The organism is Kitasatospora terrestris (assembly GCF_039542905.1).
Taxonomy (GTDB): domain Bacteria; phylum Actinomycetota; class Actinomycetes; order Streptomycetales; family Streptomycetaceae; genus Kitasatospora; species Kitasatospora terrestris.
The window spans coordinates 3,580,354-3,599,453 of the sequence record NZ_BAABIS010000001.1 but is presented as its reverse complement, the minus strand read 5'-3'; the positions used below and the strand labels follow the sequence as shown (position 1 = coordinate 3,599,453).

Annotated in this window: 18 protein-coding genes and 2 pseudogenes; 13 read left to right on the top strand and 7 right to left on the bottom strand. The window is 72.7% G+C overall.

The genetic code is table 11. The annotated features are described in order from the left end of the window. Window positions 1-28: 28 nt before the first annotated feature. Entirely contained in the window at window positions 29-604 is a 576-nt protein-coding gene (locus ABEB06_RS16430; protein WP_345697605.1) for a Pycsar system effector family protein, read from the bottom strand. Window positions 605-736: 132 nt separating this feature from the next. Here ABEB06_RS16430 and ABEB06_RS16425 point away from each other — a divergent pair, with 132 nt between their 5' ends. From ABEB06_RS16425 to ABEB06_RS16405, 5 genes are all read left to right on the top strand, one after another. After that, window positions 737-1,429: a Crp/Fnr family transcriptional regulator gene (locus tag ABEB06_RS16425; RefSeq protein ID WP_345697604.1), complete on the top strand. Its 693-nt coding sequence runs from the start codon at window positions 737-739 to the stop codon at window positions 1,427-1,429. 127 nt (window positions 1,430-1,556) lie between these two features. After that, the gene (locus ABEB06_RS16420; RefSeq protein ID WP_345697603.1) at window positions 1,557-2,225 is read left to right on the top strand and encodes a DUF4097 family beta strand repeat-containing protein; all 669 of its coding nucleotides are present in this window, start codon (window positions 1,557-1,559) and stop codon (window positions 2,223-2,225) included. A 73-nt stretch (window positions 2,226-2,298) separates the two neighbouring features. Beyond that, the gene (locus ABEB06_RS16415) at window positions 2,299-3,459 is read left to right on the top strand and encodes a sensor histidine kinase (protein WP_345697602.1); all 1,161 of its coding nucleotides are present in this window, start codon (window positions 2,299-2,301) and stop codon (window positions 3,457-3,459) included. Between the two features lie 29 nt (window positions 3,460-3,488). After that, window positions 3,489-4,205 (top strand): response regulator, encoded by a 717-nt coding sequence (locus ABEB06_RS16410; protein ID WP_345697601.1) that lies wholly within the window; start codon window positions 3,489-3,491, stop codon window positions 4,203-4,205. Window positions 4,206-4,310: 105 nt separating this feature from the next. After that, the gene (locus ABEB06_RS16405; protein ID WP_345697600.1) at window positions 4,311-4,910 is read left to right on the top strand and encodes a hypothetical protein; all 600 of its coding nucleotides are present in this window, start codon (window positions 4,311-4,313) and stop codon (window positions 4,908-4,910) included. On the opposite strand, the pseudogene ABEB06_RS16400 reads toward ABEB06_RS16405, so the two are convergent. Beyond that, a pseudogene (locus ABEB06_RS16400) lies at window positions 4,876-5,100 on the bottom strand (DUF2201 family putative metallopeptidase); the annotation flags it as partial. The gene ABEB06_RS16405 and the pseudogene ABEB06_RS16400 sit on opposite strands and share 35 nt — an antisense overlap. Beyond that, window positions 5,074-5,282, bottom strand: a pseudogene (locus tag ABEB06_RS16395) (AAA family ATPase); the annotation flags it as partial. The pseudogenes ABEB06_RS16395 and ABEB06_RS16400, both read right to left, overlap by 27 nt. A 112-nt stretch (window positions 5,283-5,394) precedes the next feature. On the opposite strand from ABEB06_RS16395, the gene ABEB06_RS16390 reads away from it, so the two are divergent. Genes ABEB06_RS16390 through ABEB06_RS16380 form a run of 3 tightly spaced genes read left to right on the top strand, consistent with a single transcriptional unit; the run spans window position 5,395 to window position 8,388 of the window. Continuing rightward, window positions 5,395-6,159 carry an SIR2 family NAD-dependent protein deacylase gene (locus ABEB06_RS16390; RefSeq protein WP_345697599.1) on the top strand — a complete coding sequence of 255 codons (765 nt, stop codon included), beginning with the start codon at window positions 5,395-5,397 and terminating at the stop codon, window positions 6,157-6,159. Between the two features lie 3 nt (window positions 6,160-6,162). Then, the gene (locus ABEB06_RS16385) at window positions 6,163-7,377 is read left to right on the top strand and encodes a cytochrome P450 (RefSeq protein ID WP_345697598.1); all 1,215 of its coding nucleotides are present in this window, start codon (window positions 6,163-6,165) and stop codon (window positions 7,375-7,377) included. Between the two features lie 12 nt (window positions 7,378-7,389). Then, entirely contained in the window at window positions 7,390-8,388 is a 999-nt protein-coding gene (locus tag ABEB06_RS16380; protein ID WP_345697597.1) for an ADP-ribosylglycohydrolase family protein, read from the top strand. Between the two features lie 211 nt (window positions 8,389-8,599). On the opposite strand, the gene ABEB06_RS16375 is transcribed toward ABEB06_RS16380, so the two are convergent. The 4 genes from ABEB06_RS16375 to ABEB06_RS16360 form a co-directional block, all read right to left on the bottom strand. Next, a complete protein-coding gene (locus ABEB06_RS16375; RefSeq protein ID WP_345697596.1) occupies window positions 8,600-9,706 on the bottom strand; it encodes an ADP-ribosylglycohydrolase family protein in 1,107 nt (368 codons plus the stop codon). A 22-nt stretch (window positions 9,707-9,728) separates the two neighbouring features. Beyond that, window positions 9,729-10,970 (bottom strand): DUF2786 domain-containing protein, encoded by a 1,242-nt coding sequence (locus tag ABEB06_RS16370; RefSeq protein WP_425559779.1) that lies wholly within the window; start codon window positions 10,968-10,970, stop codon window positions 9,729-9,731. A 130-nt stretch (window positions 10,971-11,100) separates the two neighbouring features. Next, complete coding sequence (locus ABEB06_RS16365) at window positions 11,101-12,702, bottom strand: transporter (protein ID WP_345697594.1); 1,602 nt, start codon at window positions 12,700-12,702, stop codon at window positions 11,101-11,103. Then, a complete protein-coding gene (locus tag ABEB06_RS16360) occupies window positions 12,699-13,481 on the bottom strand; it encodes an ABC transporter ATP-binding protein (protein WP_345697593.1) in 783 nt (260 codons plus the stop codon). The genes ABEB06_RS16365 and ABEB06_RS16360 overlap by 4 nt, the downstream gene beginning before the upstream one ends. Before the next feature lie 210 nt (window positions 13,482-13,691). Here ABEB06_RS16360 and ABEB06_RS16355 point away from each other — a divergent pair, with 210 nt between their 5' ends. From ABEB06_RS16355 to tuf, 5 genes are all read left to right on the top strand, one after another. After that, window positions 13,692-14,270 (top strand): DUF1707 and DUF4190 domain-containing protein, encoded by a 579-nt coding sequence (locus ABEB06_RS16355; protein WP_345697592.1) that lies wholly within the window; start codon window positions 13,692-13,694, stop codon window positions 14,268-14,270. 280 nt (window positions 14,271-14,550) lie between these two features. Beyond that, window positions 14,551-14,922 carry a 30S ribosomal protein S12 gene (gene rpsL / locus ABEB06_RS16350; RefSeq protein ID WP_014144289.1) on the top strand — a complete coding sequence of 124 codons (372 nt, stop codon included), beginning with the start codon at window positions 14,551-14,553 and terminating at the stop codon, window positions 14,920-14,922. A gap of 2 nt (window positions 14,923-14,924) precedes the next feature. Then, complete coding sequence (rpsG, locus tag ABEB06_RS16345; RefSeq protein WP_033822197.1) at window positions 14,925-15,395, top strand: 30S ribosomal protein S7; 471 nt, start codon at window positions 14,925-14,927, stop codon at window positions 15,393-15,395. A 39-nt stretch (window positions 15,396-15,434) separates the two neighbouring features. Continuing rightward, window positions 15,435-17,540 carry an elongation factor G gene (fusA, locus tag ABEB06_RS16340; protein ID WP_345697591.1) on the top strand — a complete coding sequence of 702 codons (2,106 nt, stop codon included), beginning with the start codon at window positions 15,435-15,437 and terminating at the stop codon, window positions 17,538-17,540. 151 nt (window positions 17,541-17,691) lie between these two features. Continuing rightward, window positions 17,692-18,885, top strand: coding sequence for an elongation factor Tu (gene tuf / locus ABEB06_RS16335; RefSeq protein WP_345697590.1), 1,194 nt, complete (start codon window positions 17,692-17,694; stop codon window positions 18,883-18,885). Window positions 18,886-19,100: the final 215 nt, after the last annotated feature.

Sequence of the window (19,100 nt, the reverse complement as noted above, 5' to 3'; positions counted from 1 at the left end):
GAGGCGGGCGACAGGGTGTCAGGAATGGTCAACCCAGGGTCTCCATCATCATCGGTGCGGTCGCGGTGACGATGCCGATTCCGGCCAGAACCAGGGAGGCACGGACACAGCGGTGTTTCGCCCAGGCTATGTGCGAGAGCTCGATCAGCTGCCGGCTGAGAGCGGGCAGAAGATCCTGTTCGGACAGCTCGCGGACCAACTGCTCGGCATCACCGTGGCGCAGGTGACCGAAGTACACGATGTTGGACCGCCAGTCGCCCGGCTGCACCGGTGAACCGGTACGAGGGAGGACCGCCGCGATCGCGAGGACCAGCGCCGTCACGATCGCGACTGCTCCGGCCCAGGCCGCCACCGTGGCGGCCGTCTGCTGCAGCCTCGGATGCGAACCGGTTGCCTGGGTGAGGGTAGTGATGGCCACGAGGGCTGCGGATTCGAGACTCAGCGCGAGTGAGGCCTTGCTGTCGACCCGGCCGATCAACTCCGAGACAGCGCCGTGGATCTGCCAGGCGGCGCCAAGTGCGTCGCCGTTGGATCCCCGGTCCTGGTGGATTTCTGCCGGGGCGGTTGTCGTCGCATCGCTGTTCATGGCGCCCTTGGCTCCCATGGGTACTGGCTGCCGAACCGGCTTCGGCTGCCGCCTGGTCACCTTGGTACCGGAGCCGTGTCGGGCAGTCTGCGTCAAACGGCGCAGAGTGAGGTCGGTCGGGCTACGGTGACGTCCCGAAGGGGGCTGAGCGTGGACGGATCGACGGTGCCCGCACGGTGGGTGCACATCATCAGGGCTGCCGGGCACAAGAGCTCCTGGCAGCGTGGAGAGCTGCTCATGCGGCAGGGGGAGGCAGCTGAGCGGGTCATCCTTCTGGACCGCGGGCTGGTGAAGGTCACCACGGAGTCGGCCACCGGCTACACCAGCCTGCTGGCCTTGCGGGGTGCGGGTGAACTGCTCGGCGAACTGTCCTGTGTGGACGGTGGGCCACGATCGGCCACGGCCAGCGCGATGGGGGCGGTCTCCGGAGTTTCGGTCCCCGCGCGCACGTTCACCGGGCTCCTCGAGGTGCACCCCGGGCTGGCACTGGCGGTGCTGCGTTGTGTCGCCCTCCGGCTCCGGGAATCCGACATCGAGCGGGGAGACCTCGGGGCCCTGCCGGTCGGTACTCGTACGGCCGTCGTGCTCGCACGGCTCTCCCGGCGCTACGGCGAAACCCTCGGGTCGCCGGAGTGCGCCACGGCCCGCCGGCTGTCGATCACCCAGCACGAGTTGGCCGGAGCGGTGGGAGCCTCTCGCGAGTCGGTGGTGCGGGCGTTGAGCGACCTGGTGGGCGACGGCCTGATCCGGGTCGGTCGTGGACGGGTCGTGGTGAGCGACCCGACGGTCCTCGCGGAGTGGAGGTCCGGGGCTGTGGGGTCGGGTGGTGGATCAGAGCCGTGACGGTCGCTGATCCCCCGCACGGGGGAGGAGATCGGATGGCTCCGGCGGGGGATCCGGGGCGGGGCGGGTGCGGAGGAGCCTGCTGAGGTGGGCACGGAGGGGCCGGGCCCGGGTGGGAGCAGGCGCAATGAGGCGGACATCGGTGTGGGTCGCGGCGGGTACGGTGGCGGTGGGGGTGCTGGCTGGGTGCTCGATCGGGCCCGAGCAGCGCCGTGAGATCGCGTACGGGGTCGACGGGCCGGTAAGGGCCCTGGTGGTGGAGGGGGCGACCGGCGACGTCGAGGTCGTCAGCGGAGGCAGCGCGCTGACGGTGGTGGAGCGCCACCGGTACCGGGGCCGCGCCCCGGAGGCCGTCCACCAGGTCGTGGACGGCACGCTGACCGTGTCCTACCGCTGCTCGGACTGCTCGGTGGGCTACCGGGTGGAGGTGCCCGAGGCCACCGCGGTGACGGTGCACAACTCGACCGGTGACGTGCGGATCACCGGGCCGGCGGGCCGGGTGGAGGCACGGAGCTCGACCGGGAGGGTGGTGGCGCGGGGGCTGACGGCGTCGGCGGTCCGGCTGGAGAGCAGTACCGGTGAGGTCAGGGCCTCGTTCGAGGACGCTCCCGCCGAGGTGACGGCGACCAGTGCGACCGGCAGTGTGGAGGTCACCCTGCCCACCGGCCGGACGTACGACGTGGACGCCAGGTCCGGCACCGGCGAGGTGCGGGTGGGGGTGGAGCGCTCGACCTCCGCCCCGCGCCGGGTCACCGCCCGCAGCGGGACCGGTGACGTCACGGTCACCCGTGGCTGACCCCGGCCGGAGGACGTGCCGGGCGCCGGTGGTACGGCATGATCGTCCCCCGGAGCTCTGGGGAGGGGCGGACATGGAGCGTGCGGTGCGGGCGCGAGCGTGGCTCTCGGACCGGCTGGGCCGAGTGGATCCGATGGTGGCCGATGCCCTGCTGGCGCTGTTCTCGGCGGGCGTCTCGCTGTGGTCGGTGTACGACGACACACCGGCGTGGTCGTGGTGGGTGTACCTGTTGGCGGCCTCCTCGTCCTTCGCACTGCCGTGGCGGCGGCGCTTCCCCGGTGCGGTGCTGCTTGCCAGCACCGTTCCCGCCGCGGCGCTGTCGGTGGTGGCCCACTCGGTGATGCCCCAGGTGCAGGTCTTCGCCGTGGTCGCGATATACACGCTGGCCGACCGCGGCCGGGACTGGCAGCGGCTGCTGACCCTGGCGGTCCTGGTGGTCGGCAACATCGTGGGCACCCGATCGCCGAGCGGCGCGCTGTTCAGCCTGCTGGTCTCGGTCGGCAGCTTCGTCTTCGGCTCGCTGGTGCGCGAGCTGCGCCGGCTCGCCAGCGTGGAGGCGGAGCGGGCGCACCAGGTCGAACTGCGCGCGGCCAGCGACGCGGCCCGGGCGGTCGCCGAGGAGCGGGCCAGGATCGCCCGGGAGATGCACGACATCCTGGCGCACGCCGTCTCGCTGATGGTGATCCAGGCGGAGGCCGGTCCGCTGGTGGTCCGCAGCGATCCGGACCGGGCGGTGCGGACCTTCGACACCATCGCCGACTCGGGTCGCGACGCGATGGTGCAGCTGCGCAGGGTGCTCGGGGTGCTGAAGGAGGACGGGGCCGGGCCGCTGCTCGCCCCGCAGCCCCGGCTGGCCGAACTGCCCGCCGTGGTCGAGCGGGTGCGCGCGTCCGGAGTCCGGGTGGACGCCCGGATCGAGGAGTGCGGGCCGGCGGACGTGCAGGCGGCGGCGTACCGGATCGTCCAGGAGGCGCTGACCAACACGGTCAAGCACGCGGAGGCCTCCCGGGTGACCGTCCGGGTGGCCAGGGCGGGTGCGGAGCTGGCGGTGGAGGTCAGTGACGACGGCCGCGGGGCGGTCGGCCCGACGGACGCGGTCAGCGGGTGGTCGGGCGGCCGCGGACTGGTGTCGATCAGGGAGCGGGCCGCGGCCTGCGGCGGCAGCGCGCAGGCGGGCCCCGGCCCGAGCGGGCGCGGGTTCAGGGTGGCGGCGCGGCTGCCCCTGCAGGCGTAGTGGCAACGGGCGTGGAGAGAGGGCGGGAGATGCCGATTCGGGTGGTCGTCGCGGACGACCAGGAGCTGGTGCGGGCCGGGTTCGGCATGATCCTGGACGCGCAGCCGGACATCGAGGTGGTGGCCGAGGCCGCCGACGGGGAGCAGGCGATCGAGGCGGTCCGCGCGCACGCCCCGGACGTGCTGCTGCTCGACGTCCGGATGCCGGTGATGGACGGGCTGGAGGCGGCCCGGCGGGTCTGCGCGGAGTTCCCGGACTGCAAGGTGATCATGCTGACCACGTTCGACATCGACGACTACGTCTACGACGCGCTGTACGCGGGGGCCAGCGGCTTCCTGCTGAAGGACGTCCGGCGGGACGACCTGGCGCACGGCGTCAGGATGGTCGCCTCCGGCGAGGCGCTGCTGGCGCCGTCCGTCACCCGGCGGCTGATCGGTGAGTTCACCGCCCGGCGGGGGGCGGCCGGCGGCGGCCCGGCGCAGCCCTCGCGGGCGCCCTCGCGGCTGCTGGAGCAGCTGACGGCCCGTGAGGCGGAGACCCTGCGGCTGCTCGCCCGGGGCCTGTCCAACGCCGAGATCGCCGCCGACCTGGTGGTCAGCGAGCACACCGTGAAGACCCATGTCAGCAACGTGCTGGCCAAGTTGCAGTTGCGCGACCGGGTGCACGCGGTGGTCTTCGCGTACGAGTCGGGGGCGGTGGTGGCGGGCTCGGCGGATGGGGGAGAACCCCTCCGGGAGATCCCCTAGCTCGCACGGGGGAGGGGCGGGGATCACCGGCACCGGCGATCCGGAGGGTGCCCCGGCGGCGGCAGGCTGGGCAGCGAACCAGACACCGCACCGGAGGAGTTCACGATGAACCCGGGTACCAAGGCACTGCTGTCCGCGCCCCTTCTGCTCACCCTGTACGGCACGGTCCGACTGGTCCCGGGCTCCCGGCAGCCGGGCCCGGGTTGGACGATCGGGCACCTCGCCCTGTTCGCAGGGCTGCTGCTGCTCGGCATCGGCCTGGCCGAGGTGCACCGCCGCATCCGGCCGCGCACCGCCGTGGGACGGACCGCCGCCGGGGCCGGGCTGGGCGCGACCGTGCTCGGCGTGGCCTGCTCGCTCGGCCAGGCCGGCATCGACCTGTACGTCGGCGCGGCGGCCGCCGACAAGGCCGAGCAGCACGCGATGTTCGACCGGATCCAGTCGCACGCCGGGGTGGTGCCGGCGTTCTACTCGGCGGGCCCGCTGCTGCTGTACGTCGGCCTGCTGGCACTGGCCGTCGGCGCCGCCGTGGTCCGCCGGCTGCCCTGGTGGAGCCCGGTGCTGGTGTTCCTGGCGAGCGCGCTGCCCGCCGTCACGCTGGACCTGCTGCCGGTCGGCGGCCTGCTCTACCTGGCCGCCTTCGCCCCGCTGGCCCGCCCGGCCGGCCGGGTCAGCGCATCCGGAACACCGGCCCGCGCGGCGTGAAGGGCAGGCCGGCGGCCTGCGGCACCAGGTACGCGTGCTCGCGCCGGATCCGCAGCACGTCGCACTCGCCGTCGGTGATCACCAGGACGGGTGCGCCGGGCGGGAAGTCCTCGGCCCGTTCCAGCAGGTCGACGCCGGGCTGCAGCACGGTGCCGCCCCGCCCGCGGACCCGGTCCCGTCCGGCGATCTCCTCCGGCCCAGCTGGGTGCCGATCAGGCTGACGCACTCCAGGCCCAGCGAGTCGGCGAACTCCCGGACCAGCGAGGACTTCCCGATGCCGGGCGCGCCCCACAGGAAGACCGGCCGGACGGTGGCCAGACCCAGCAGCAACTCCGGTACCTGGGACGGCGACACGGTGACGGCACCCTGCAAGTGGGGCTCCTTCGGTTCGGGGGGACGCCCGGTCAGTGTGCGCCCGGCCGGCGCCCGCCGCACCGGGTTTTTCCGGTGGCGTCCGGCGGCCGGAGCGCCGTACGGTCCGGGCATGACCCAGAAGCGTCCGCTGATCGCCGTGATGACCGGCGCCGGCATCTCCACCGACTCAGGCATCCCCGACTACCGTGGCCCGCAGGGGCTCTGGCAGCGCGACCCGAGCGCGCAGGAGCTGGTCACCATCGGCCCGTACCTGGCCGACCCGGACGTGCGCCGCCGCTCCTGGCTGATGCGCCGGGACATCGGTGCGGCCGCCGCCGAGCCCAACGCCGGCCACCGCGCGCTGGTCGACCTGGAACGCTCCGGGGTGCCGATGCGGGTGCTCACCCAGAACGTCGACGGCCTGCACCAGCGGGCCGGACTGCCGGCCCGCAAGGTGATCGAACTGCACGGCACCGCCACCGAGGTGCAGTGCGTGAAGTGCCGGGTGCGCAGCGGTATGGACGCGGCGCTGGCCCGGGTCGCCGCCGGCGAGGACGACCCGGCCTGCGAGGCCTGCGGCGGCGTGCTCAAGCCGTGCACCGTGATGTTCGGCGAGATGCTCGACCCCGTGGTGATCGACAAGGCGGACGCCGTCGCCAAGGCCTGCGACCTGTTCGTCGCGGTCGGCAGCAGCCTGCAGGTGAACCCGGCGGCCGCACTGCCGCGGATCGCCCTGGAGCACGGCGCCCGGCTGATCGTCGTCAACGGCGAACCCACGCCGTACGACGCGGACGCCGTCGAGGTGATCCGCCAACCGATCTCCACCGCGCTGCCCGCCCTGGTCGGGAGGATCGTCGCCGGTGCCTACGATGGCACCCCGACGAGCAGGGAGTGATCGATGGCGACCGGTACGTTCGACCCGTGGTCGGCCGAGTTCGTGGCGCACCCGTACGACGCCTACGCCGACCTGCGGGCGAACGCACCGGTCAGCTGGTACGAGCCCAGCGGCCAGTGGCTGGTCTCCCGGTACGCCGACGTCAGCGCGCTGCTCCGGGACCGCCGGCTCGGCCGCACCTACACCCACCGCTTCACCCACGAGGAGTTCGGCCGGCCCGCGCCCGACCCCGCGCACGAGCCCTTCCACACCCTCAACGACCACGGGCTGCTCGACCTGGAGGCCCCCGACCACACCCGGATCCGCCGGCTGGTCTCCAAGGCCTTCACCCCGCGCATGGTCGAATCCCTGCGGCCCACCGTCGCCCGGCTCGCCGACGAGCTGGTCGGCGGGCTGCTGGCGGACGGCGGCGGCGACCTGATCGCCGAGGTCGCCGAACCGCTGCCGGTCGCGGTGATCGCCGAGATGCTCGGCGTCCCCGAATCCGACCGGCACCTGCTGAGGCCCTGGTCCGCCGACATCACCGGGATGTTCGAGCTGAACCCGGGCCCGGAGACCGCCGAGCGGGCCGTCCGGGCCAGTGTCGAGTTCTCCGACTACCTGCGCGCACTGATCCGCGAACGCCGTGCCGCTCCCGGCGAGGACCTGATCAGCCGGCTCGCCCAGGTCGCCGACGAGGGTGACGTGCTCAGCGAGCAGGAGACGGTCTCCACCTGCGTCCTGCTGCTCAACGCCGGCCACGAGGCCACCGTCAACACCACCGGCAACGGCTGGTGGGCGCTCTTCCGCAACCCCGGCGAACTCGCCCGGCTGCGCGGCTCCGTCGACGCGCTCCTGCCCACCGCCGTCGAGGAACTGATGCGCTGGGACACCCCGCTGCAGATGTTCGAACGCTGGGTGCTGGAGGACATCGAGGTGGCCGGCGTGACGATCCCGCGCGGGTCGGAGGTCGCCCTGCTCTTCGGCTCCGCCAACCGCGACCCCGCCCGCTTCGCCGACCCCGACCGCCTCGACCTCGGCCGCGCCGACAACCCGCACATCACCTTCGGTGCCGGAATCCACTTCTGCCTGGGCGCGCCGCTCGCCAGAATGGAGCTCACCGAGTCGTACGGCGCACTGCTGCGCCGGGCCCCCGGGCTCTCGCTGGTCAGCGAACCCGTCTGGCGCCCGGGCTACGTGATCCGCGGCCTGGAGGAACTGATCGTCGAGATCCGGTGAGGGCGGCGGGACATGAAGCGGGCGACCGGAGCGATGCTGGGCCTGGCGATCGGCGACGCCCTCGGCAAGCCCACCGAGTTCACCCCCTGGGACGAGCTCACCCGGAGCACCCCCGACTGGCGCGAACTCCCGCTCCCCGAGAAGGCGCTGGTCACCGACGACACCCAGATGACGCTCGCCCTCGCCCGCGCCCTCAAGGCCGCCCTCGCGGCCGGCCCGCTCGTCCCGCTGCGCCTGGAGCGGCCGCTGCGCGAGGAGTTCGTGGAGTGGTGGCGCTCCCCGGAGAACAACCGGGCGCCCGGCATGACCTGCATGAAGTCCTGCTGGCGGCTCAGCAGGCCGGGGCGGCCCTGGCAGGAGGCCAGTGACATCGGCTCCAAGGGCTGCGGCGCCAACATGCGGGTCGCCCCGCTCGGCCTGGTCCGCGAGCTGACCGACCGCCAGGTCGCCGGGGCGGCCCAGCTGCAGTCCGGGCTGACCCACGGCCACCCGACCGCGCTGGCCGCCAGTGAACTCACCGCGTTCACCGTCCGCCGGCTCGCCGAGGGCGTCGCCCCGGCCGAGCTGCCCGCCCGACTGCGCGAGCACGCCCTCGCCAACCGCACCCGTTACGACGCGTTCTGGCTCGGCGACCTGGCCGCGCGCGCCCAGGACCACTCCGCCGAGGAGTTCATCGCCCGCGGATGGGACGACTGCCTGGCCGTCCTCGACCGGCTCGACGCGGCGCTGGCCCGGCCCGCGCGGGACGGCGACCCGTGCGAGATCACCGGCGAGGGGTGGATCGCCGAAGAGGCCTTCGCCACCGCCCTGCTGTGCTTCCTGCTGTTCCCCGACGACCCGGTCGCGGCGGTCCGGCGCGGCGCCTGCTCCTCCGGCGACTCCGACTCGATCGCCTGCCTGGCCGGCGCCTTCGCCGGCGCCCACCACGGCGCCGCCGCCTGGCCGGCCGACTGGGTCGAGCGGATCGAGCACCGCGACGAACTCCTCGCCCTCGGCGCCCTCTGGGACTGAGCCGCGGCAACACGCCCCGGCACGCCACCGGATCCTGCGGCCTCCGGCGCAGCTGCTGCCGCAGGCCGAGGCGCACCGGCGGCGGAGCGGCCCACCGGCGCGGCGTCGCGGCGGCCCGGCGGCTCGGCGCAGCCGTCTCCCGGCCCGCGACCGCGGCGATCCGCGGCCGGGGAACGTCCCGTGCCGCCGCCCCGGCCGGCGGGGCCGGGTGTCAGGGGCGGCTGCGGAAGCGGGGCTTGGCCGGCGGGGCGGGCTCGGCGGCCGGGGCGGCGGCGGCCGTGGCGGCGGGCGGGTAGCGGTCGGCGATGCGGGCCGGATCACCGTAGGTGTGGGCTATCAGCAGGTCGTCGGCGACCTGGCGGACGACCTCGCGGCCCTCGACCACGGCGAGCCAGTCGGCCGGCAGCCCGGCGGTGCCGTACATCGCGCCGACCAGGTTGCCGCACACGGCCCCCGCGGAGTCGCTGTCCCCGGAGTGGTTGACCGACAGGACCAGCGCGGCCCGCGCGTCCGCCCCCGCCAGCGCGCAGTACACCGCGATCGCCAGGCACTCCTCGGCGATCCAGCCGAGGCCGACCCGCTCGACCGCCTCCGCCGACGGCGCGCCCTCGTCGACGATCCGCAGCGCCCGCAGCAGGGCCTCCACGGTCTCCTCCGAGGAGGGGTGCCGCGCGGTCTGGACGGCGGTCTCCTCGACCGCCCGCCGCGGCTCGACGCCCGCGCAGACCCGCTCCAGCAGCGCGGCGAAGGCGCCCGCGGCCAGGTACCCGGTCGGGTGGCCGTGGGTCTGCTGCGCGCACCGCGCGGCCAGTTCGAAGGCGGGCCCGGGGCCCAGCCCGATCAGCCCGAACGGCGCCGAGCGCATCACCGTCCCGCAGCCCTTGGAGTCCGGGTTGACCGGCCCGGGAGTGCCGAAGGCGACGGCGGGCCGGTACGGGTAGCCGGCCAGCCCGCTCAGGCAGGCGTTGCCGGGCGCCCGGGAGGCGTACAGGAACGGCTGGGCGAGCAGCCAGCCGTCCGGCCGCCGCTCGGGGCCGGGGAGGCGCTGGGTGAGGAACCACCGCCCGTACGCCTCGCGGACGGCCTCGGGCGTGCCGCCGCGCAGCAGGCCCTCGGCGGTGAACAGGGTCATCTGGGTGTCGTCGGTGACCTCCGCCTCCCCGCCCCGCAGGAGCAGCGAGGTGATCCCGGCGGGCCCGAACCGGTCCCGGATCGCGTCCAGCCGCAGGAACTCCACCGGCCAGCCCAGCGCGTCGCCGAGCGACCCGCCCAGCAGCGAGCCCCGCACCCGGTCCGCGTAGTCGACGTACTGCCCCACCCGACAACCCCCTCCTGAAGGGTCAGCGCCCGATCGCGCCCGACCGTCCGTTCAGCGCGGCCCGGTCGGCGGCGGCCCGGCCGGCCGCCCACCCCTCGCCGTCGCTCACCCGCACCCGCTGCGAGACCAGCTTCGGGAACATCCGCCCGACCGCGTCCTCGACGGCCTCCTCGCGGGCCTTGAGCACCGGCAGCAGCCGCTCCGCGTCGGCGACCCGCTCCACGGTGCCGTCCTCGCGCAGCCGCCGGCCGGCGGCCGCGTCGGAGGTCGCCTGCTCGGTGGCGGCGGTCAGCCGCTCCCGGATCCGCGCAGCGTACGCGATCAGGAAGGACTGCCGGAACGCCTTGGTGCGCGGGGCGCCGTCGCGGTGCTTCCGGCCGCCCTCGCGGCTCATCGCGGCGGTGGCCTGCACCAGCAGCGAGGTGTACAGCAGCTCGACCGCGTCCAGGTCGGCGTCGAAGCCGACGATGGTGCAGAAGCCGAACTCCTTCGCCCACACGACCTTGCAGCGGTTCGCCGCCGCCACCGCGTCCAGCAGCATCGCCTTGGGGCCCTCGTACGGGCTGTCGATGCCGATCCGCAGCGCGGCCGGCGCGTCCGGGGCGGGCGCCCCGGCGGCCAGCAGCGCCTCGTCGATGGAGTGCTGGGCCATCAGCTGCTGGGCCTTCTCGCTGAGCGCCTCGGCCTCCTCCGGGTACTCGGTGGACTCGGCCTTCGCCAGCAGGGCCCGGATCCGGCCGAGCATCCGCGGCTCGCCCGCCACCGGCGCGCCCGCCCGGGGCGCCGACCCGCCGGGCACCGGCCCGACCGGGTTGACCGGGGGCAGCAGCGCCCAGCAGCGCAGCAGCTCCAGCGCGGTGGTGGCGAGCGCGAACCGGTCCTGCCGGTGCCGTTCGGCGAAGGCGCCCAGGTACTGCTCGTCGCTCTCCCACCACACCTCGACGGCGAGTTCGCGCAACTGCTCGTGCCAGCGCCGGTCCAGCGCGGCGGCGGGGTGCCGGCGGCCCTCGGCGGCGATCAGGTCGACGGCCAGCGCCAGGTGCGCCGCACCCAGCTCGCGCCGCACCACCCGGACCAGGTCGGCGGGCCGCCAGCCGGCCGTCCAGCAGCGGCCGACGGCGCGCTCGGCGTACCCGAGCAGGGCCCGGCTGACGGCGGGCCAGCGCTCGGCGGACGCGGCGAGCAGCGAGGCCCCGCCGTCCAGCACCCAGTCCAGCGTCTCCGGCCGCGCCGCGACGGCCTCGTGCACGGCCCGCTCCAGCAGCCCGTCGATGTCCTCGGCGCCCCCGGCCCTCGCCGAGCCTCCGGCCTTCGCCGAGCCGCTGCCCTTCGCCACGTCGCCTCTTCCGTCCGCAGATCCCCGTCCATGATGCAGCACCCCGGGGAACGACGGCTCAGCGCTCGATCGCGGCCGCCAGGATCTCCGGCAGCCGACCGGGCAGCAGCCGGGCCGCGTACCGCACCCCGAGCACCGCCGACAGCGCGCCGTAGCCGAGGCCCACCGGCAGCAGCGGCCAGGTCGGCAGGCCGGCCGGCAGCAACGCCGCCAGCAGCCCGCCGAGCGGCAGGGTCAGCAGCGCCACACCGGCCATCGAGCCGAAGCCGTTCAGCAGCACCAGCCCGGACTGGCCGGGCGCCGCGTTGCGCATCGGGCTGCTGTCCACCGGCATCGCGTACGGCGCCCGCACGCTCAGCACGCCGCCCAGACCCAGGCCGACGCCGAGCGCGCCCAGGGTCAGGCCGAGCGCGGACGGCAGCGCCGCCCACTGCCCGGTGGCCGCGCCGAGGACCGGCGCCAGCACCAGCACCGAGGGCACCGCGAACACCAGCACCGCCAGCGCCCGGCCGCGCAGCTCGGCCCGGGCGTCGCGTTCGTCGGCGATCGTCTGCGCGACCATCCAGAACGCCGAGCCGTCCATGCCGAACAGGTTGACCGTCTGCAGGCCCAGCATCAGCCCGCCCAGCGCCAGCACGTACACCGAGGACCAGCCCTGGACCAGCGAGAGCGCGGTGAACACCCCGGTCATCCCGATGCTGGTGAAGATCGCCGCCTTGGCCCGCGGCTCCCGCCAGGCGTAGCGCAGGTGACGCTGCATCGCCGCACCCGCCCGGCCGGCCGGCAGCAGCCGCCACAGCCGCGAGCCGCCCCGGCCCCGGGTGGCGACCAGGGTGGACGCGTCGGTGGTGACCATCAGCGTCTCCAGGCTGCGCAGCCACCAGCGCACCAGCAGCACCAGCAGCCCGCCGGTCAGGGCCAGCTGCGCGAGGGCGGCCGGGTACGCGCCGTCGGCGGCGCTGCGCACCGAGTCCACGGCGGAGACCGGCGGCACCCAGCGCAGCACCGCCGCGTACGGCCGCAGCGGCGCCAGGTCCAGCTGCGAACCGGGGTGGCCGACCACGCTCTGCACGCCCAGGTTGCCGACCTGGGTGAGCACCGCGAACAGCAGCCCGCCGAAGATCGCGAAGTCCTTGCCGCGCCGGCTGGACAGCATCCGCGCGTTGGCCGAGGCCACCGCGCGGGAGAGCACCAGCATGGTGACGGTGGCCAGCGGCACCCCGAGCACCGCCGCGGCCACCGCCGCCGGGCCGGTGGCCGAGGCCACCGCGCAGCCGGTGAGCAGCAGCAGCGCCAGTACCGGTCCGGGGCCGATCAGCGCGCCCAGCAGGGTGCCGCGCATCAGCGGCGCCGGGCGCAGCGGCAGCATGGTCAGCCGGGTCGGGTCGGCGCTCTCGTCCCCGGAGAACAGGAACAGCGGCGCCGCCGCCCACATCACGGTGAGCGCCGCGGCCAGCACCGTCGCCGCGTCGGCGGCCGAGCGGTCCGGCAGCAGGAACAGGCCGGCCGAGATCCCGAACACCACGACCAGCCCGACCAGCGAGCCGATCACGTACCCGGCCATCCGTTCGGAGCTGCGCCGCAGGCCGTTGGCCAGCAGCCGCAGCTTGAGCCGGACCAGCGTCCGCACCACGGTCCGGTCGTCGGCGAAGGTGCTCACCGGGACGCACCGCCCAGCCAGCCGAGCGCCTCGCCGCCGCCGTCCTCGCGGACGCCGACCAGGTCCAGGAAGGCCTGGTGCAGCGAGCGGTCGCCGCGTACCGCGTCCAGCGGCCCGCGGGCCACCACCTGGCCGGCGTTGACCACCGCGACCCAGTCGCACAGCGACTCCACCAGCTCCATCACGTGGCTGGAGAAGACCACGGTGGAGCCGGAGGCGGCGTACCGGGTCAGCACGCCCCGGATGGTCTGCGCGGAGACCGGGTCGACGCCCTCGAACGGCTCGTCCAGGAACAGCACGTCCGGGTTGTGCAGCAGGGCGGCGGCCAGGCCGATCTTCTTGCGCATGCCGGTGGAGTAGTCGGCGACCAGCTTGTCGGCCGAGCCGGCCAGGTCGAGGACGGCCAGCAGCTCCTCGGCCCGCCGGTTCACCTCGGCGCCGGGCAGGCCGCGCAGCCGGCCGTTGTACTGCAGCAGCTCGCGGCCGCTGAGCCGCTCGAACATCCGCAGGCCCTCGGGCAGGATGCCGATCCGCGCCTTGACCGCGACCGGGTCCTGCCAGACGTCGGCGCCGTGCACCAGCACCGTGCCCCGGTCGGGCCGGAGCAGGCCGGTGACCATCGACAGGGTGGTGGTCTTGCCCGCGCCGTTGGGGCCGACCAGGCCGATGAACGAGCCGGCCGGCAGGTCGAGGGTCAGGCCGGCGACGGCGGTCTGCGGGCCGAAGCTCTTCCACAGGTCGTGGACGGAGACGGCGGGCGGCGGCGTGGGCGCCTGCATGGCGGGATTCCCTCCGATGGAGCAACGGGGCGGGGTCGAACCGACCCTATGGCGCGCCCCCGGACGGCGGAATCCCCCGATCGGCCGGTCGTGACGGGCGGGCTGACATTGCGTCCGGCGTGTCGGCAACTACTCGGGCCCCCCGTTCGTCCTGCATCCTGGAGGCCGGCAGTGGGATCGGGGTCGGACCGGGGTCGGGAGGAGGCCGCAATGGCCGTACAGCCGTGGGGGCAGCAGCCGTCCCCCTTCGGGCAGTCGCCGTCGCCCTACGGGCAGCCCTGGCAGCCCGCGCACACCCCGCAGTCCGCGATGCGGGCCGCGCACACCGACCGCGAGCGCGCGGTGGACGTGCTGAAGGCCGCGTACGCCGAGGGCCGGCTGAGTGCCCAGGAGTACTCCCAGCGCTTCGACGCGGCGCACCGCGCGCAGACGTACGGCGAGCTGGGCGCCCTGGTCGCCGACCTGCCGGCCGGCCCGATGGTGGCGCCGTTCGGCGCCCCGGTGCCGGTGGTGCCGCCGACCTTCCTGCCGCCGCCGATGCCGGTCCGCCGCCGGATGAACCCGGTCGCGGTGACCTCGCTGGTGCTCGGTGTGAGCTGCTTCGCCACCGGCGGTCTGACCGGCCTGCCCGCCGTGATCACCGGGCACATCGCGCGCTCGCAGATCCGCGTCCGGGGCGAGGACGGGGACGGCCTGGCCATGGCGGGTCTGATCATCGGCTGGCTGTCGGTCGCGGGCTGGGCGTTGCTGCTGACCCTGATGCTGTTCGCCGCCGCTGCGGGCAGCTGACGCGTCCGGCCGTGTCCCATTTGTTTTGACCGGCGGCTATGCGCTAGGTACGCTCTGACCTTGTGCCTGGGGTGTGCCCGGGTCCTTGTGCGTGCCAGCAGACCGGCCGCCGCCGCCGAGTGGGTCCGCCCGTTCGGCCGCGCCGACGCTGCACATCAGCTGGGATTCCGCGATTCCTCCCTCGAAGAGGCCCAACACGCCCGACCGCGTGGGTCGGAGCGTGACGGGAAACACCGCAGGTTAGTTTCACCCGCCTTGGCACACAGAAAACGGAGAAACGGTGCCTACGATCCAGCAGCTGGTCCGAAAGGGCCGGCAGGACAAGGTCGAGAAGAACAAGACGCCCGCACTGAAGGGTTCGCCCCAGCGCCGCGGCGTCTGCACGCGTGTGTACACGACCACCCCGAAGAAGCCGAACTCGGCGCTTCGTAAGGTCGCCCGTGTGCGCCTCACCAGCGGGATCGAGGTCACCGCTTACATCCCGGGCGAGGGCCACAACCTGCAGGAGCACTCCATCGTGCTGGTCCGCGGTGGCCGTGTGAAGGACCTTCCTGGTGTCCGCTACAAGATCATCCGCGGTTCCCTCGACACCCAGGGTGTCAAGAACCGCAAGCAGGCTCGCAGCCGCTACGGCGCCAAGAAGGAGAAGTAAGAATGCCTCGTAAGGGCCCCGCCCCGAAGCGCCCGGTCATCATCGACCCGGTTTACGGCTCCCCGCTGGTGACCTCGCTGGTCAACAAGATCCTGCTGCACGGCAAGCGCTCCACCGCCGAGCGGATCGTCTACGGCGCCCTCGAGGGCGTCCGTGAGAAGACCGGCGCCGACCCGGTGATCGCGCTCAAGCGCGCGCTGGAGAACGTCAAGCCGACCCTCGAGGTCAAGTCCCGCCGCGTCGGTGGCGCCACCTACCAGGTGCCGGTCGAGGTCCGCCCGGGCCGCGCCAACACCCTGGCGCTGCGCTGGCTGGTCGGCTACTCCCGCGCCCGTCGCGAGAAGACCATGACCGAGCGTCTGCTCAACGAGATCCTCGACGCCAGCAACGGCCTGGGCGCTTCCGTGAAGCGTCGCGAGGACACCCACAAGATGGCCGAGTCCAACAAGGCCTTCGCGCACTACCGCTGGTAGTCCGAACCCCGTCACTAGACAGAGAGAGAACGAGCCACCATGGCTGCAACCTCCCTTGACCTCGCCAAGGTCCGCAACATCGGGATCATGGCGCACATCGACGCGGGCAAGACCACCACCACCGAGCGGATCCTGTTCTACACCGGCGTGTCGTACAAGATCGGTGAGGTCCACGATGGCGCTGCCACCATGGACTGGATGGAGCAGGAGCAGGAGCGCGGCATCACCATCACGTCCGCCGCGACGACCTGTCACTGGACCCTCGACGGTTCCGACCACACCATCAACATCATCGACACCCCGGGCCACGTCGACTTCACCGTCGAGGTGGAGCGTTCGCTGCGCGTGCTCGACGGTGGCGTGACGGTGTTCGACGGCGTCGCCGGTGTCGAGCCCCAGTCCGAGACCGTGTGGCGGCAGGCTGACCGCTACGGCGTCCCGCGCATCTGCTTCATCAACAAGCTGGACCGCACGGGCGCGAACTTCTACTTCTGCGTGCAGACCATCGTGGACCGCCTCGGCGCCACCCCGCTGGTCATGCAGCTGCCGATCGGCGCCGAGGGCGACTTCGCCGGCGTCGTCGACCTGGTGAAGATGAAGGCCCTGGTCTGGTCCGCCGACGCGCCCAAGGGCGAGATGTACGACACCGTCGACATCCCGGCCGACCTGGCGGAGAAGGCGGCCGAGTACCGCGAGGCCCTGATCGACACCGTGTCGAACGTCAGCGACGAGGTGATGGAGCTCGCCCTGGAGGGCGAGGACATCCCCGAGGAGCTGCTGATCGCCGCGATCCGCAAGGGCACGCTGAACTCGGACTTCACCCCGATCTTCTGCGGCTCCGCGTTCAAGAACAAGGGCGTCCAGCCCCTGCTCGACGCGGTCGTGAAGTACCTGCCGTCGCCCCTCGACATCGAGGGCATCGAGGGCACCAAGCCGGGCAACGACGAGGAGAAGATCGTCCGTCAGGCCTCTGACGACGAGCCCCTCGCCGCTCTCGCGTTCAAGATCATGTCTGACCCGCACCTGGGCAAGCTGACCTTCGTTCGCGTGTACTCCGGCCGCCTGGAGTCCGGCACCTCGGTGCTGAACTCCGTGAAGGGCAAGAAGGAGCGCATCGGCAAGATCTACCGCATGCACGCGAACAAGCGTGAGGAGATCGACTCGGTGGGCGCCGGCGACATCATCGCCGTGATGGGCCTCAAGCAGACCACCACCGGTGAGACGCTGTGCGACGAGAAGAACGCGGTCATCCTGGAGTCCATGGACTTCCCGGCCCCGGTCATCCGCGTCGCCATCGAGCCCAAGTCCAAGGGTGACCAGGAGAAGCTGGGTGTCGCCATCCAGCGTCTCGCCGAGGAGGACCCGTCCTTCCAGGTCAACACGGACGAGGAGACCGGCCAGACCATCATCGCGGGTATGGGCGAGCTGCACCTCGAGGTGCTCGTCGACCGTATGCGCCGTGAGTTCAAGGTCGAGGCCAACGTCGGCAAGCCGCAGGTCGCGTACCGCGAGACGATCCGCAAGGCCGTCGAGCGTATCGACTACACGCACAAGAAGCAGACCGGTGGTTCCGGCCAGTTCGCGAAGATCCAGATCGCGATCGAGCCGCTCGAGTCCGGTGACGGCTACGAGTTCGTGAACAAGGTCACCGGTGGCCGCGTGCCGCGGGAGTACATCCCGTCGGTCGACGCCGGTTGCCAGGAGGCCATGGAGTTCGGTGTTCTCGCCGGCTACCCGCTGCAGGGTGTCCGCGTGACGCTGCTCGACGGTGCGGCGCACGACGTCGACTCGTCCGAGCTCGCGTTCAAGATCGCCGGTTCCATGGCGTTCAAGGAGGGTGCTCGCAAGGCGTCTCCGGCTCTGCTCGAGCCGATGATGGCCGTCGAGGTCACCACCCCCGAGGACTACATGGGCGAGGTCATCGGCGACATCAACTCTCGCCGTGGCCAGATCCGGTCCATGGACGAGCGTCACGGCGCCCGCGTGGTCAACGCGCTGGTGCCGCTCTCCGAGATGTTCGGCTACGTCGGTGACCTGCGCAGCAAGACCTCTGGTCGCGCGAGCTACTCGATGCAGTTCGACTCGTACGCCGAGGTTCCGCGGAACGTGGCGGACGACATCATCGCCAAGGCCAAGGGCGAGTGACGTCCCGGCATTCGGGATGAATCAGACCCTTTAGGCTAGAAGGAGGCCTGCTTGGGGGGATCGGTCCCCGGTCCCCCCAAGCCCTCCGGCACCCCAATCAAAGACCAACTGACGTCGTACGGCGTACAGAACTGTCCCCAGGAGGACTGCAGTGGCGAAGGCGAAGTTCGAGCGGACGAAGCCCCACGTCAACATCGGCACCATCGGTCACATCGACCACGGTAAGACCACGCTGACCGCGGCGATCACCAAGGTGCTGCACGACGCGTACCCGGAGATCAACCCCTTCACGCCGTTCGACCAGATCGACAAGGCGCCGGAGGAGCGGCAGCGCGGTATCACCATCTCGATCGCGCACGTCGAGTACCAGACCGAGGCGCGTCACTACGCCCACGTCGACTGCCCGGGTCACGCCGACTACATCAAGAACATGATCACCGGTGCGGCTCAGATGGACGGCGCGATCCTCGTCGTCGCCGCCACCGACGGCCCGATGCCGCAGACCAAGGAGCACGTCCTCCTGGCCCGCCAGGTCGGCGTCCCCTACATCGTCGTCGCCCTGAACAAGGCCGACATGGTGGACGACGAGGAGATCCTGGAGCTCGTCGAGCTCGAGGTCCGTGAGCTCCTCTCCGAGTACGAGTTCCCGGGCGACGACCTGCCGGTCGTGCGCGTCTCGGCGCTGAAGGCGCTCGAGGGCGACGCCGAGTGGGGCCAGAAGCTCCTCGGCCTCATGGAGGCCGTGGACGAGGCCATCCCGACCCCGGCCCGTCTCACCGACCAGCCGTTCCTGATGCCGATCGAGGACGTCTTCACGATCACCGGTCGTGGCACCGTCGTCACCGGTCGTATCGAGCGTGGCATCCTCAAGGTCAACGAGACCGTCGACATCATCGGCATCAAGACCACCAAGACCACCACCACGGTCACCGGTATCGAGATGTTCCGCAAGCTGCTCGACGAGGGCCAGGCCGGTGAGAACGTCGGTCTGCTCCTCCGTGGCATCAAGCGCGAGGACGTCGAGCGCGGCCAGGTCATCATCAAGCCGGGTTCGGTCACCCCGCACACCGACTTCGAGGCCCAGGCCTACATCCTGTCGAAGGACGAGGGTGGCCGCCACACCCCGTTCTTCAACAACTACCGCCCGCAGTTCTACTTCCGTACCACTGACGTGACCGGCGTCGTGACCCTCCCCGAGGGCACCGAGATGGTCATGCCGGGCGACAACACCGCCATGACGGTCGCGCTGATCCAGCCGGTCGCCATGGAGGAGGGCCTGAAGTTCGCCATCCGTGAGGGTGGCCGCACCGTCGGCGCCGGCCAGGTCACCAAGATCGTCAAGTAATTCTCGACGCTCTGACCTGCCTGTGACGAACAGGTTCGTCTGAGAGAGGCCCCCAGCACCTCGCGGTGCTGGGGGCCTCTCCGCGTCTGCGGGCCCGTCCTGCGGCGCGGGACGCACGGCGGCGGCAGGACGGCGCCCCCAGCAGGATGCGCGACAGGGCGTGCTGGGACAGGACGTGTCGCGGCAGGACGTGCGGCGGCAGGACGTGTCGCGGC